Origin of the sequence: Halosubterraneus shenae, assembly GCF_050510935.1 — an archaeon.
In the GTDB taxonomy this organism is placed as follows: Archaea; Halobacteriota; Halobacteria; order Halobacteriales; family Haloferacaceae; genus JBDGPU01.
The window spans coordinates 26169-39949 of the sequence record NZ_JBNLVO010000005.1 but is presented as its reverse complement, the minus strand read 5'-3'; the positions used below and the strand labels follow the sequence as shown (position 1 = coordinate 39949).

The 13781-nt window shown below is 68.1% G+C and carries 15 protein-coding genes; 11 read left to right on the top strand and 4 right to left on the bottom strand.

Translation table 11 applies throughout. The features are described 5' to 3' along the window. Positions 1-201: 201 nt before the first annotated feature. The 3 genes from ACQE3M_RS11730 to ACQE3M_RS11720 all read left to right on the top strand — a co-directional run bounded on the left by ACQE3M_RS11730 (position 202) and on the right by ACQE3M_RS11720 (position 2113). A complete protein-coding gene (locus ACQE3M_RS11730) occupies positions 202-1269 on the top strand; it encodes a phytoene/squalene synthase family protein (protein ID WP_430505808.1) in 1068 nt (355 codons plus the stop codon). Between the two features lie 129 nt (positions 1270-1398). Further along, a complete protein-coding gene (locus ACQE3M_RS11725; protein ID WP_430505807.1) occupies positions 1399-1626 on the top strand; it encodes a DUF1918 domain-containing protein in 228 nt (75 codons plus the stop codon). A 19-nt stretch (positions 1627-1645) separates the two neighbouring features. Further along, complete coding sequence (locus ACQE3M_RS11720) at positions 1646-2113, top strand: RNA-binding protein (RefSeq protein ID WP_430505806.1); 468 nt, start codon at positions 1646-1648, stop codon at positions 2111-2113. A gap of 29 nt (positions 2114-2142) precedes the next feature. Here ACQE3M_RS11720 and ACQE3M_RS11715 read toward each other — a convergent pair whose 3' ends face one another. Together ACQE3M_RS11715 and ACQE3M_RS11710 are read right to left on the bottom strand one after the other, a co-directional pair. After that, positions 2143-2697 carry a thioredoxin family protein gene (locus tag ACQE3M_RS11715; RefSeq protein WP_430505805.1) on the bottom strand — a complete coding sequence of 185 codons (555 nt, stop codon included), beginning with the start codon at positions 2695-2697 and terminating at the stop codon, positions 2143-2145. Between the two features lie 175 nt (positions 2698-2872). After that, positions 2873-3439: a hypothetical protein gene (locus tag ACQE3M_RS11710; RefSeq protein ID WP_430505804.1), complete on the bottom strand. Its 567-nt coding sequence runs from the start codon at positions 3437-3439 to the stop codon at positions 2873-2875. Positions 3440-3616: 177 nt separating this feature from the next. On the opposite strand from ACQE3M_RS11710, the gene ACQE3M_RS11705 reads away from it, so the two are divergent. The 5 genes from ACQE3M_RS11705 to ACQE3M_RS11685 all read left to right on the top strand — a co-directional run bounded on the left by ACQE3M_RS11705 (position 3617) and on the right by ACQE3M_RS11685 (position 8776). Further along, complete coding sequence (locus tag ACQE3M_RS11705; RefSeq protein ID WP_430505803.1) at positions 3617-5152, top strand: uracil-xanthine permease family protein; 1536 nt, start codon at positions 3617-3619, stop codon at positions 5150-5152. A gap of 151 nt (positions 5153-5303) precedes the next feature. Then, on the top strand, positions 5304-5822 hold the full coding sequence (locus ACQE3M_RS11700) for a hypothetical protein (protein WP_430505802.1): 519 nt from the start codon (positions 5304-5306) through the stop codon (positions 5820-5822). 79 nt (positions 5823-5901) lie between these two features. Continuing rightward, positions 5902-6390: an Lrp/AsnC family transcriptional regulator gene (locus ACQE3M_RS11695; RefSeq protein WP_430505801.1), complete on the top strand. Its 489-nt coding sequence runs from the start codon at positions 5902-5904 to the stop codon at positions 6388-6390. Continuing rightward, positions 6387-7526 (top strand): pyridoxal phosphate-dependent aminotransferase, encoded by a 1140-nt coding sequence (locus ACQE3M_RS11690; RefSeq protein ID WP_430505800.1) that lies wholly within the window; start codon positions 6387-6389, stop codon positions 7524-7526. The genes ACQE3M_RS11695 and ACQE3M_RS11690 overlap by 4 nt, the downstream gene beginning before the upstream one ends. Positions 7527-7621: 95 nt before the next feature. Continuing rightward, the gene (locus tag ACQE3M_RS11685) at positions 7622-8776 is read left to right on the top strand and encodes an acyl-CoA dehydrogenase family protein (RefSeq protein WP_430505799.1); all 1155 of its coding nucleotides are present in this window, start codon (positions 7622-7624) and stop codon (positions 8774-8776) included. A 30-nt stretch (positions 8777-8806) separates the two neighbouring features. Here ACQE3M_RS11685 and aroA read toward each other — a convergent pair whose 3' ends face one another. Next, a complete protein-coding gene (gene aroA, locus ACQE3M_RS11680) occupies positions 8807-10159 on the bottom strand; it encodes a 3-phosphoshikimate 1-carboxyvinyltransferase (protein ID WP_430505798.1) in 1353 nt (450 codons plus the stop codon). A gap of 220 nt (positions 10160-10379) precedes the next feature. On the opposite strand from aroA, the gene ACQE3M_RS11675 reads away from it, so the two are divergent. Beyond that, complete coding sequence (locus ACQE3M_RS11675; protein ID WP_430505797.1) at positions 10380-10907, top strand: multiprotein bridging factor aMBF1; 528 nt, start codon at positions 10380-10382, stop codon at positions 10905-10907. A gap of 178 nt (positions 10908-11085) precedes the next feature. On the opposite strand, the gene ACQE3M_RS11670 is transcribed toward ACQE3M_RS11675, so the two are convergent. Continuing rightward, on the bottom strand, positions 11086-11823 hold the full coding sequence (locus ACQE3M_RS11670) for a DICT sensory domain-containing protein (RefSeq protein WP_430505796.1): 738 nt from the start codon (positions 11821-11823) through the stop codon (positions 11086-11088). A gap of 207 nt (positions 11824-12030) precedes the next feature. Between ACQE3M_RS11670 and tpiA the strand changes: the two genes are divergently transcribed. Next, positions 12031-12675: a triose-phosphate isomerase gene (gene tpiA, locus ACQE3M_RS11665; RefSeq protein ID WP_430505795.1), complete on the top strand. Its 645-nt coding sequence runs from the start codon at positions 12031-12033 to the stop codon at positions 12673-12675. A 644-nt stretch (positions 12676-13319) separates the two neighbouring features. Beyond that, the gene (gene cynS, locus ACQE3M_RS11660) at positions 13320-13772 is read left to right on the top strand and encodes a cyanase (protein WP_430505794.1); all 453 of its coding nucleotides are present in this window, start codon (positions 13320-13322) and stop codon (positions 13770-13772) included. The last annotated feature ends 9 nt before the right edge of the window (positions 13773-13781 follow it).

The following is a 13781-nucleotide window of genomic DNA, read 5'->3' as shown; positions in this document are numbered from 1 at the left end:
CGAATTTCCATCCGAAATACCCCGACCGATGCTACGAGTCCCGTTGGGAGCAAATTCACCGAGTTAACTGTTCACACGAACCGGAGCGAAACCGTGAAACCGGCCGAGGGAACTCCGCTGTCGCCGGCAACCGATCGGGTTCCGTGGCCTCCGCGCCCACGAGACTTTTTTATGCCGTCTGCGCGTAAACGACATATCTGAATGAGCGGACGCGACCACTCTCCCGGTGAACCCGACCTCGCGTGGTGCAACGAGGCGGTCCAGGGCGTTTCACGCACCTTCGCGCTGACCGTCGACGTGCTGGAGGAACCGATGTCGACCCAGATCTGCCTCGGGTATCTCCTCTGCCGCGTCGCGGACACCGTCGAGGACGCCGCCCACATTCCACCCGCGGAGCAGGCGGAGTTGCTGCGGACGTACGACGCCGTCCTCGATACGGAGGACGACACCACGATCACCGAGTTCCGGAACGACGTCGACGAGTGGATCCCGCCCGAGGGCGAGCGCTCGGACGACTGGACCGTCGTCGCCGAGGCGCCGACCGTCCTCGCGACCTTCGAGGAGCTACCGCCGGACGTCCAGACCGCGATCGTCCCGCCGGTCCGGGAGATGATCGACGGGATGGCGATGTTCGTCGAGCGCCACGCCGACGCCGGCGGGCTCCGGATCGACGACCGCGACGAGCTCGAGCAATACTGCCACTACGCGGCCGGGACGGTCGGCAACCTCATCACGAACCTGCTCACCCGCGGCGACGTCGCCGAGGAGCGCGTGAACCGCCTTTACGACACCGCCGAGGAGTTCGGCCTGCTGCTCCAGCTCGTCAACGTCTCGAAGGACGTCTACGACGACTACACGGAGGAGAACAACGTCTACATCCCGGCCGAGTGGCTCGAGGCCGAGGGCGTCGCCCAGGAGAACGTCATCGACCCCGACAACCGGGAGGAGTCCGCTCGCGCCGTCGACCGCACCGCCGACCACGCACGGTCGTTCCTCGACGACGCGCAGGCGTACCTCGAGACGATGCCGATGCGCCACGGCAACACGATGGCGGCCTGGAGCGTCCCGTTCCTGCTGGCCGTCGGCACCCTCCGGGAGCTCGGCCACCGGCCCGAGGACGCGCTCACGGAAACGGGCGTGAAGGTCTCACGGCAGGAGGTGTTCGCGGTCATGGACGTCGCGGGCGACGCCGGCCGCGAGTCGCTCGCCGACCTCCGGGAGACGATCGCCTCGACGCCGTTCCATCGCGCCGCCGGCTTCGCGGAGTGAATCGGCTTCACGGAGTGAGTCGGCTTCGCCCCACGGCCGCGTCCGGATCCGGCACACTCCGCCGTCGGATCCGGCACACTCCGCCGTCGGATCCACGTTCTTTTAACGACGCCGTGGGAAACGGCTTACATGAGTTTTGAGAAGGAAGACAAGGTCGTTCTGCACGACAAGCACAGCGAGTACGACGGCGACGTCGGGACGGTCACGCAGGTGATGGAGACGATGTTCGGCGAGGACACGTACATCGTCAGCTTCGAGGACGGCCAGGAGGCCGGCGTCGACGCGGACTCGCTCGAGGCCGCCGAGGAAGCCGACGTCGAGGTCGACGAAGACGACGCCGACGAGGACGCGGAATAACCCCACCCTGAGCGCCTCCATGTCCCGAGTTCCACTCCACTACATCGACCTGCGGACGTTCTCGTACGCGACGGAGGACGACAAGCGCGTCGAGGAGGCGCTCCGCACTTTCCTCCCCGAGGACTTCGAGTTAGACCGCACGGAGAACGTCGGCCACCACGGCGACCGGATCGTCGTGTTCTCGGCCCGCGTCGAGAACGCCGACGACATGCGCTACGTCCTCGATAGACTCGGGGCCATCGAGGAGGCCGACCGAGTCATCCGCGAGATGGACGAGCGCGTCGACGAGAACACCTCGTTATTCCTCCGGCTAGATAAGCAGGCCGCCTTCAACGGGCTCGTCCGGCTCGGCCAGGGAATCACGCTTCGTGGCAAAGTCGAGGCCTATCCCGCGAAGAAGGACGCCGCGGTCGAGAACGCGCGCGAGCTGCTGGCGGACGCGGCCGACGTCGACCTCGAGTCGCTGGCGATCGACGAGGACGACTAGGCCCGCCGGCCGAACTCGACGTTAGCTTCTCAGGTCCACTTGATCGAACAGCCGCGCGAGGGCCGATCGGGGAGATCGACCGTCTCGCCGGCCAGCACGGCATCCACGGCGTCGCGGACGTAGTACTCGGACGGGTCCTCGTCCGGGCCGAGCGCGTCGTCCAGCCGCCCGTGATAGCGCAGCACCCACTCGTCGTCCTCGTGCCCGAAGAGGAACGGGTCCGGCGTGCAGACGGCGCCGTACGCCTGCGCGACGTCCTGGGACTCGTCGCGGAGATACGCGTCGTACTCGATCGTCCCCGCGTCGACGTACTCCTGCATCTTCTCGAAGGCGTCCTCCGGGTACTCGTCGGCGTCGTTCGGGTTGATCCCGACGACGGCGAGGTCGTCGTACTCGTCGGCCAGCTCGTTGAGCAGGTCGAACTTCGCTTGCGCGTACGGGCAGTGGTTACAGGTAAAGACGACGAGCAGCGCGTCGGCGTCGAAGGAGTCGAGCGTGTACGTCTCGCCGTCGACGCCCGGCAGTTCGAAGTCGGGAGCCGCGTCGCCGCGTTCCAGTTCGGAATCGGATTCCTTCAGGACCATGTGTGTGGTTACTCGCGAGTACCCGTAAAGGGCGCGACGACCGGCGCACAGGGCACTCCTCGCCGTCGCCGGACAGCTGTTGGAGGGTACCGGCGACGGCGGCGAGGCGAGCGCTCGTCGTCCGGCGCTGCCGCTGGCGACGGCGGGCAGCCACCCCCTGCCACGACACCCTCGGTCAGGTGCGTGCCCGTATGGCGACAACCAGCGTCGCCGTGCCGACCAGGACGACTGCGAACCCCCCGGCGGCGACGGCGACGTATCGGGCACGGGTCGCGGTCGTCGCCAGCGCGGCGTCGATCCGGCGGAGGCGCGCGACGTCGTGGGGTCCGAGCGCGAGAACGTCGAGGCCGGCCGCGATCTGTACACCGGTTTCGGCGACGAGCGCCAGCGTGACGAGGACGAAGCAGACGAACGCTATCGCCTTCCAGCGTTCACGGGTTACGGTGCCGTTCCCACGTGACTCGAACCCGACGGGATCGCGGTTGTCGTCGCGAGGTCGACGCTCGTCGGAAAGCGAGCTCCCATCGTGCTGGCCGTCGGCCGACGAGGGATGTCGAGAACGATCCGGCCGAACTCGGGAGACGCCGAGCGTCGTCTGGCCGGTCGCTACGCTCGGTGAACGACGGCCGCCCTCGGGCAGACCGCCAGGGTGACCGCCGCCGAGGTGGCCGCCGCCGTCAGGGTGACCGCCCCCAGGGTGACCGCCGCCCTCGGGACGACTGCGGCCGTCGTGGTCCGTCATGGTAGGCCGCGTTCGTCCCGGTCTGGGTGATAAACCTACGGGGATGGGTGACAGGAGGTCCTCGAGCGACGGAGTGGCGTGGCCCCGTCGCCGCGCTCGTCGACTCGGAATTTTTAATGTGGTCGTCCGGGCAGTGACTGGCAGTACGGCCCCAGGTGGGTCACTCGGAGAGACACTATGGCTACGGATGAAACGTCACAGTCGGGAGCGACGGTCGAGAGCGGCCGCACGGGGGAGCGCGAGGCCGCCTCGTTCGTCGAGTATGGTATCGAGGACAAACCGCCGCTTGGCGAGTCGGTGTTCCTGGGGATCCAGCACTACCTGACGATGGTCGGGGCGAACATCGCCGTTCCGCTCGTGCTGCTGGGTGCCATGGACGCGACGGCGACGCAGTCGGCGACGCTCGTCGGGACGTTCTTCGTCGTCTCCGGCATCGCGACGCTGCTGCAGACCACGGTCGGGAACCGGTATCCCCTGGTGCAGGGTGCCTCGTTCGCGCTGCTGGCGCCCGCACTGGCGATCATCACCGCCGTCGGCGGCGACTTCGAGATCGCGATCCGACAGCTGCAGGGCGCGATCATCGTCGCGGCACTCGTCCAGGTGCTCATCGGCTACGTCGGCCTGATGGGACGCCTGAAGCGCTACCTCTCGCCGGTCGTGGTGGCGCCGGTCATCGTGCTGATCGGCCTGTCGCTGTTCAACGTGCCCCAGATCACGTCGACGAACCAGAACTGGTGGCTGCTCGGGCTGACGCTCGTGCTAATCGTCGCCTTCTCGCAGTACCTCGACCAGTACAGCCGCTACGCGCGGCTGTTCCCGGTCCTGCTCGGCGTCGTCACCGCCTACGTCGTCGCGGCCCTGCTCTCGGTGGCGGGCGTCTACGGCCCGGAAACCGTCGGCTACGTCGACCTGGCCGCGCCGTTCGACGCGCCAACGCTGCTCGCGATCCACCCGCTCCAGTGGGGGACGCCGCTGCTCACTGGCTCGTTCGTCGTCGGCATGTTCGCGGGCATCCTCGCGTCGATCATCGAGAGCTACGGCGACTACTTCGCGGTCGCGCGCCTCGCGGGCGTCGGGGCGCCCTCGAAGAAGCGCATCAATCACGGGATCGGCATGGAGGGGATCGGCAACGTCTTCGCGGGCCTGATGGGCACCGGGAACGGCTGCACCTCCTACTCCGAGAACATCGGCGCCATCGGCATCACCGGCGTCGCGTCGCGCTGGGTCGTCCAGATCGGCGCCGTCGTGATGATCGTGGTCGGCTTCATCGGCCCCTTCGGCCAGTTCGTCGCGACGATCCCCTCGCCCATCGTCGGCGGGCTCTTCATCGCGATGTTCGGCCAGATCGTCGCGGTCGGCCTCTCGAACCTGAAGTACGTCGACCTCGACTCCCAGCGCAACGTGTTCACCATCGGCCTCGCGCTGTTCGCCGGCCTCGCGATCCCGGCGTACTTCGGTGGGCTCGAGGGGATCGCCGCCTTCCGGGAGTCGATGGCGGGCGTCTCCGTGCTCGGTCCGGTTCTGGGTCGCCGAATCATCGCCGACACGGTCTTCGTCATCGGCTCGACGGGAATGGCCGTCGGCGGGATCATCGCGCTCGTCCTCGACAACACGATCCCGGGGACGCGCGAGGAGCGCGGCCTCGACCAGTGGGAGAAGATCTCCGAGGCCGAAAGCGAATTCCAGACGGCGTTCGAACGGCTTCGGAAGTAGTCGAGACGGCGTTCGAACGGCTTCGGAAGTAGTCGAGAGGGCCTTCGAGCGCCCCCGGAAGTAGTCGAGAGGGCCAGGGTCCGGGAGTCGGTTCCCGGCAGACCGGCCGCCGGTCGCCGACCTTTTAATGTGCGTCTCGCAAGCGCCACGTATGTCCGAGCCAGCCGGATCCACCGTCGACGACGAGCAGGTTCGCTTTCGCGGAACGGATCGGCTGGGCGGCGACCTCGTCGTCACCGACCGGCGCATCCTCGTGGGCGAGGGAGCGGAGCGCGTCGTCGACGACGTCGACCACGAGGACGCCGACAGCGTCGCCGGCGGGGACGCCGACGGCGACGTGGTCTCGATCCCGCTCGAAACGGTCTCCGAGCTCACCACTCAGTCCATCGACTGGTTTCTGCTGCTCATGGGCGTGGCCATCGTCGGGTTCGCGATCCTCTCACTTGACAGAACGCTGCTCGGCGCCGGCGCGTTCCTGGCTGCCGGGCTCGTGAGCCTCGGCTTGACGTGGCGCCGACGGGGTCGCGTTCGGATCCACACGCACCCTCGGCCCAAACCGGTGGACACGTATCCCGAGGATCGGGAGGCGTTCCTGGAAACCGTCGACGAGGTACTGGTACCGATCCGTGCGGAGCGCCCGCCCGCGGGGGATTCGGTCGGCTCGCCCTGAACCCGGCCCGGCAATGGATCTGCCCGTCCGAAGTTGCGGCGGTCGCTACGTCTTTCAGGGTCGGGAGCGATGACCACGTATGAGCGACGAGCGGGAGGTCCTCGACGTCCTGACGACGAACGCCCGCGAGAGCGTGGAGACTATCGCGGCCCAGACCGGTCTCGAACCGGCCGAGGTCGAGGACGCGATCGCGGCGCTAGAGTGCGACGGTGTCGTCCACGGCTACCAGGCGGTCGTCGACTGGGACCGCGCGGACGACGAACAGGTGCGAGCGGTCGTCGAACTCAACGTCGAACTCGACCGCGAGACCGATTACGAGGAGATCGCAGACCGGATCGCGAAGTTCCCGGCGACGCACGCGCTCCACCTCGTCTCCGGCGACTACGACTTCGCCGTCGAGGTGGTGGGGAACTCGATGCAGGACGTCTCCCGGTTCATCTCAGAACAGGTCGCGCCGATGCCAGAGGTCACTCAGACGGTGACTCACTACATCATGGACACGTACAAGGACGGTGGGATCCGCTTCGGCGACCGTGACGACGACGACCGGCTCTCCGTCTCCCCATGAAGCTGTCCGAGCGCGCCAGCGACCTCCCGGAGTCCGGCATCCGGAAGTTCTTCGAGCTGGCGGAGGGCCGTGACGACGTCATCTCGCTCGGGGTCGGCGAGCCGGACTTCTCCGCGCCGTGGGCCGTCCGAACTGCCGCCATCGACTCACTGGAACGCGGCCGGACCTCCTACACGTCGAACCGCGGCATGGCGGAGCTTCGCGAGGGGATTACTGACCACCACCACCGCTACGACCAGGTGTACGACCCCGAGACGGAGTGTCTCGTCACGACGGGCGCCAGCGAGGCCGTCGACCTCGCGTTTCGGGCGCTGGTCGACCCTGGCGACACCGTCGCCGTCCACGAGCCGACGTACGTCTCCTACGGCCCCGGCGTCGACCTCGCGGGCGGCGAACGACTGGCCGTCCCGACGCGCGCCGCGGACGAGTTCAAACTCACGCGCGACGCCCTGGAAGCCGCAGGTGCCGAGGACGCGGACCTCCTCGTCCTCTGTTACCCGAACAACCCGACGGGAGCGACGATGGACGACGAGGCGCTCGCCGAGGTCGCCGCGTTCTGCCGCGAGAACGACCTCCGCGTCGTTGCCGACGAGATCTACGCCGCACTCACCTACGGCGACGATCACGCCTCGATCGCGAACCAGCCCGGCATGCGCGAGCGTACCGTCGTCGTCAACGGCTTCTCGAAGGCCTACGCGATGACGGGGCTCCGGCTCGGCTACGCGCTCGGGCCCGAGTCGGCCATCGACGCGATGAACCGCATCCACCAGTACACGATGCTGTCGGCGCCGACGACGGCCCAGCACGCCGCCGTCGAGGGATTACGGAGCTGTGACGACGAGGTCGCGAGCATGGTCGACGAGTACAATCGCCGGCGCCGGTTCGTCGTCTCCCGGTTCGAGGAGATGGGCCTCGACTGCTTCGAGCCGAAGGGCGCCTTCTACGCGTTCCCCGACTGCGGCCGCGACGACGAGGCGTTCGCGGAGGCGCTCCTCGAGGAGCAAGGGGTCGCCGTCGTCCCCGGCTCGGTCTTCGGCCCGAGCGGCGAGGGCCACCTCCGGGTGTCGTACGCGACGAGCATGCGCGAACTGAAACAGGCGACCGACCGCATCGAGGCGTTCCTCGAGGGTGAGTAGGCGCGCGGCCCGATCGGCCGGGGCGGCCGAAACAACTCTCCGCGAATTGTCCGTTGTTTGCGAACGGTTAACGTGACTGCTCCGTAGTACCGAATATGGACTTCGGCTTAACGGACGAGCAACAGCAACTGCGGGAGGAAGTGCGCCGGTTCGCGGAAAACGAGATCAAACCGGTCGCGACGGAGTACGACGTCGAGGAGAAGTACCCCTACGACGTGATGGACGCGGCCGCGGAGATGGGACTCATCGCGCCCCACATCCCGGTCGAGTACAGCGGTATCGGCTACAACTCCGTCGAGAGCGCCATCCTCACGGAGGAGCTGTTCGCGGCCGACCCCGGCATCGGCCTGTGTATCTCCAGCGCCGGCTTCGGCGCGGAGGCCCTCATCGAGTTCGGCACCGAGGACCAGAAGGAGCGCATCCTCCCGGAGGTGGCGAACGGCGACGCGATCATGGGGTCGGCCATCAGCGAACCGCAGGCCGGGTCAGACGTGACAGCGGTCGAGACGCGCGCGGAGAAGGACGGCGACGAGTGGGTGATCAACGGCAACAAGATGTGGATCACCAACGGCTCCGTCGGCGACTACTTCGTCATCCTCTGTGAGACGGACCCGGAGGTGGAGGACCGCTACTCGGGCTACTCGCAGATCCTCGTCGAGAGCGACCGCGACGGCTTCGAAGCCGACAAGATCACCGGCAAGCTCGGCATCCGCGCGAGCGACACGGCCGAGCTCATCCTCGACGACGTGCGCGTCCCCGAGGAGAACCTCATCGGCCAGCGCGGGATGGGGTTCCTCCAGCTGATGCAGTTCTTCGACCAGACCCGGACGGCCGTGGCCGCGCAGGGCGTCGGCATCGCGAAGGGCGCCGCCGAGCGCGCGCTCGAGTACGCCGAGGAGCGCCAGCAGTTCGACCGCCCCATCGGCGACTTCCAGGCCATCCGCCACAAGCTCGCGGAGATGCACACGAACACCGAGGCCGCGCGCTGGCTCACCTACCGGTCCGCGTGGGCCGTCGAGCACGAGTCGGGCGACCTCACCGCGCTCGCGTCGATGGCGAAGGAGTTCGCCTCTCGCATCGCGGTCGACGCCGCCAACGAGGCCGTCCAGATCCACGGCGGCGCCGGCTTCGTCAACGACCACGACGTCGAACGTCTCTACCGCGACGCGAAGATCACCCAGATCTACGAGGGCACCACGGAGATCCAGAAGAACATCGTCGCCCGCGAGCTGTTCGACGAAGGGTTCTGAGCGGGAATATCCCGCGCCCCGACCAGCCTTTTAAATCGGGTGGGCCTCGTCCGGGCCGTCCTCGCCGACGAGGTCGACGCTTGCCCCGAGGTCGTACAGCGCGTCGAAGAAGCCCGGGAAGGAGACGTCGACGTGCTCGGCGCCCTCGATTACCGTCTCGCCGTCGGCCGCGAGCGCGGCGACGGCAAGGGCCATGACGATCCGGTGGTCAGCGCGGCCGCTGACGGCGGCGCCGGTCAGGTCGGACTCGTCGCCGTGGATCGTGAGGGTGTCCTCCTCCTCGGTGACGCTGGCGCCCATTTTCTCGAGCTCGTCGGCCATCGCGGCGACGCGGTCCGTCTCCTTTAGCCGGACGTGCTTACAGTTGACGATGTGCGTGTCGCCGTCAGCGACGGCGCCGAGCGTGGCGATGGTCGGCAGCAGGTCCGGCGTGTCGCCGACGTCGACCTCGACGCCCGAGAGGTCGGAGCGATCGACGACGATGACGCCGTCGTCCTCGCGCCACTCGACGGCCGCACCCATGCGTTCGAGGACGTCGACGATGGCCGTGTCGCCCTGCGCGCTCGGGAACGCGCCCTCCACGACGACCTCCGAGTCGGGGTCGGCGGCGATCGCGCCGACGGCGACGAGGTAGGAGATGGAGGAAAAGTCGCCCGGGACGGTGTACTCGCCGTCCGAGGGTTCGTAGTGCTGCCCGCCGGCGACGCGGAAGCCGTCCGCGCCAGCAGCCGCGTCCGCCCCGAGCGGCTCCGCGGTGATGCCGAACGCGTCGAGCACCTCGATCGTGATGTCGACGTACGGCGCCGACTTGAGCTCCGTCGTCAGGTCGATCTCGACGCCCTCGTCGGTCGCCGCACCGGCCATCAGCAGCGACGTGATGTACTGCGAGGAGACGTCACCGGGGATGGCGACCTCGCCGCCCTCGATGGGACCGCCGACGACGAGCGGCGCCTGGCCGTTGCCCCGGGTCGACTCCGCGTCAGCGCCCAGCTCGGTGAGCGCGGTGAGCAGTGGGCCCTGCGGGCGCGACCGGAGCGAGTCGTCGCCGGTGAGTACCGTCTTGCCGTCCGCGAGTGCCGCGGCGCCGGCGACGAGCCGCATCGTCGTGCCGGAGTTCGCGCAGTCGACGACGTTGCCGGGCGTATCGGGGTCGCCGCCGAAGCCGTCCACCTCGTAGGTGTCACGTTCGGTGTTGCGGATAGCGTCGCCGCCGAACGCCTCGACGGCCCGCGCGGTCGCCTTCGTGTCGGCGCTGACGAGCGGTGACCGGACGATGGCGCCGTCGCTGTATCCGGCCGCGAGGATGGCGCGGTGGGTGTAACTCTTCGATGGCGGGGCGCGAACCGTGCCCCGCACGTCGCCGTCGGAGATGTGAGCGTCCATGCTGAATGCCTCCACGGGTGGCCGTATGAGAATACCGGACCCGGCGCGTACTTATAGGGGACGGCCCGGTCAGGCAGTCGAGCGGAGTCGGACGACCCGGCGTTCGACGTCGCGTGCAGACAGTCGGAACTCCGCACGATCAGCCGACGAGAGGGAGTTGGCCGGTCGGGCCGGGGGTCACGTCGCACACTTTATACCATCGGGACGGCTACCTGGCAGTATGCCTCAGTGTGAAATGTGTGGTGCCAACCAGGCATCTTTGACGACGACGAAAGTGGAGGGTGCCGAACTGGAGCTCTGTGACTCCTGTACGGACTTCGGAACGGAAGTCCGCCAGGAGTCCTCCTCCACGTCCACCGGCAAGTACTCCACGTCCTCCTCCAGCGGGAAATCCTCGAGTTCGAGCTCCGTGTCCGGCTCGAGTTCCGGCTCCTCGAGCAGCTCGAGCCGCCGGCGCGACATGTTCGACCACATGGACGAGATCGCCGGCGACTACGACGAGCGGATCCGGGACGCCCGCGAGTCGCGCGGCCTGAGTCGGGAGGAGCTGGCGGACGAGCTGAACGTGAAGGCCAGCCTCATCGGGAAGCTCGAACGCGGCGACACCCTGCCGGAGGACGACATGCGGAAGACGCTGGAGAAGAAGCTCGACATCTCGCTCATCGAGGGCGGCGACGTCGACGAGGACTGGGACTCGGGCGACTCGGGTTCGATGACGCTCGGCGACGTCGTCAAGCGCAAGGACTGACCCGCTGGCGACTGGCGGATACCGCCGCGGGCGACGACCGCGGCCCCGTTGTGGGCGATGACCGCGGCCGAAAGCGCCGACGAGACGCGGACGACTTTTGCGGGGGGAGCAATCCACTGCCAACGCTCTGTAGCGGCGCCTATCGAGACTGAGGAGAAAATCGCGGCGGTTGCAGTGGCTAAGCAGTTGCGTCGCCTTCCTCGCCGGATTCGACGATCGCGTACGTCGAGTGGAGATGCTCGATCGCCGCGTCGACGGTTTCCGGATCGTAGCTCCAGAAGCCGTAGAACCGGCCGGGTTCACGTTCCTCGGCCAGCAGCATGCACTTGTTCACGTCGACCCCGCCGCCGTCGTAGACGACGAACCACGTCTCGCGGATCTCGGCAGCGCGCTCGACGTGAACCGAGAAGTGCTCCGCGTCGGGGACCGGTCCCTCAGGCGCGCCGTACGCGTGAACGTCGAGGTCGCCGGACTCCCCAAGGCGGTTGTACATCTCCGCCTGCTCGGCCATGTTCCCGAACGTCTGGAACCCAGCGTGGACTTCGCCGGTGCCGAGCCGCCAGGCCCGGTCCTCGATCTCGCGTGAGGCCGCGACCATGTCCGCGATGGAGTAGGAGGTAAACAGCGTCTCGTCCAGCTCGTCGAGGATCGGCCGGTACGTCTCCGGGGCGAACTCCGGGTCCGTGCGGTCGTCCGGTTCGAGTAGCGCGTCGAGCTCGACCGCCGTCACGAACTCGCCGTCCCGCGTCAGGACGGCGAATCCACCGGATCGCGTCGAGAGGTCGTCCTCGACGACGGTGACGTTCCGGGTCGCGAAGCGGTCCGCCAGCGCGTCACGGGCCTCGCCGTCGCCGTCCACGACGGTGAGGGTGGCCTCCTGGGCCTCCACGCCGGCGATGAGCTCGATCAGTGACATCCGTACAGGTACTGGGACTTCGAAGTCCACGCTTATGCCTTTTTGCCCGCGGAGGTGCGGTCCCGCCCCGCGGAGGTGCGCCCCCACGGAGGTGCGGTCCCGCCCCGCGGAGGTCCGGCCCCCTGGCGACGCGCGGGAAGGCCCGGTTCGTGGCCGAATATTGCGCGGAGTATCAAGCTATATGCGCTCGCGTCGTCGTCGTTCGGTATGTTCATCCTCGTGAATCTGAAGGCGTATCCCTGCGATCCGGTCGCCGTCGCCGAGGCGGCCCGCGACGTCGCCGAAACCACCGACGCTCGCATTGCCGTCGCCCCGCAGGCGGCGGACCTCGCCCGCGTCGCCGACACCGGTGTGGAAACGTGGGCCCAGCACGTCTCCCCGAACGCCCACGGCTCCCACACCGGCTCGACGCTCGCGGAGGCGGTCGCCAACAACGGCGCCGAAGGAACCCTCATCAACCACTCCGAGCGCCGACTGAAGCTCGCCGACGTCGACGCGGCGCTCGACGCGACGGACCGCGCGGACCTAGAGAGCATCGTCTGCGCGAACAACCCGAATCAGGTCGGCGCGGCCGCCGCGCTCGGGCCGGATGCCGTCGCCGTCGAGCCCCCGGAGCTCATCGGCGGCGACGTGTCCGTCGCCACCGCGGACCCCGAAATCGTCGAGGGCGCGGTCGACGCCGCGGCCGCCGTCGACGAGGACGTCGACGTGTTCTGCGGCGCCGGCGTCTCGACCGGCGAGGACGTCGCGGCCGCCGCGGAGCTGGGGGCGTCCGGCGTCCTGCTCGCGTCCGGCGTCGCCAAGGCGGACGACCCGCGCGCGGCGCTCGAGGACCTCGTCTCGGAGATCTGACCGACGGAGCACCTCCTCGAAAGCAGCTGGTCGGCCGGGCCGTTTATAAATGGAGAACCGGTCGATAGCATCGCAAATCCCCTACAACTCTGGGTCGATCGCGCCCGCACGGCGGTTGGCGACGGGGCCCACCGCACCCGGTGCGCCATCGCACGCGTTGCACGCACGTCGACCGCTCAGCACCGCACGCCAGGCAGCCGACGCACGACGGCGGCGCCGCAGCCGCCGCGAGCGACGCCCGGCCACCACTCCGGGGCGGGACTGAAAGGGGCAGCCGCTGAGCGGGACGCCCTGCGAAGCTAGCACTGAGCCAGCGAACGAGCGACCGAAGGGAGCGAGTGAGCTGGCGAGGCGCGCAGCGAGCAGCGCGAGCGCTCAGCGGCTGGGGCTTTCTGGGTGTGCCGAGTGGTGTCGAAAGCGACGAAACCCGACTTCATTTATAAGTGCGACCGCCTCTGCGGCTGGGGCTTTTCCCGCATGCTGAGTGGTGTCGCAAGCGCGGCGAGACGACGCTATTTATAAGCACAATCGCCGCAGCAACTGGGACTTGCCCCGCGTGCCGAGTGGTCTCCCAACCAACGATACTTCGAAACTCACGCGGGTCGGCCATTCCTTTTACCGCCACTCCGGACGCGCGGACACCCATGTTCACGCGTGAGGCAGCTACGGAGCGGCTCATCGAGGCGAAACGATACCGCGGGGTCACGTACGACGCCATCGCCGAGGCGGTCGGCCGCGACGAGGTCTGGGTCGCAGCCGCGATGCTCGGCGAGACGAGTATGTCCCAGGAGGAAGCGGAGCATCTCGTGAAGTTCCTCGAACCCGACGACCCGAAAGCGGTCGCCAGGGCGCTCCAGCGCCCGCCGAAGAAGGGCGAGGAGGACCCGACGATCCCGTCGGACCCGATGCTCTACCGACTCTACGAGATCCCCCAGGTGTACGGGGAGGCGATCAAGGCCGTCGTCCACGAGGAGTTCGGCGACGGGATCATGTCCGCTATCGACTTCGAGTGTCACGTCGACCGCGTGGAAGCCGACGACGGCGACCGCGTCCGGATCACCTACGAGGGGAAGTTCCTGCCGTACAGGAAGTGGTAGCTGCGTGGG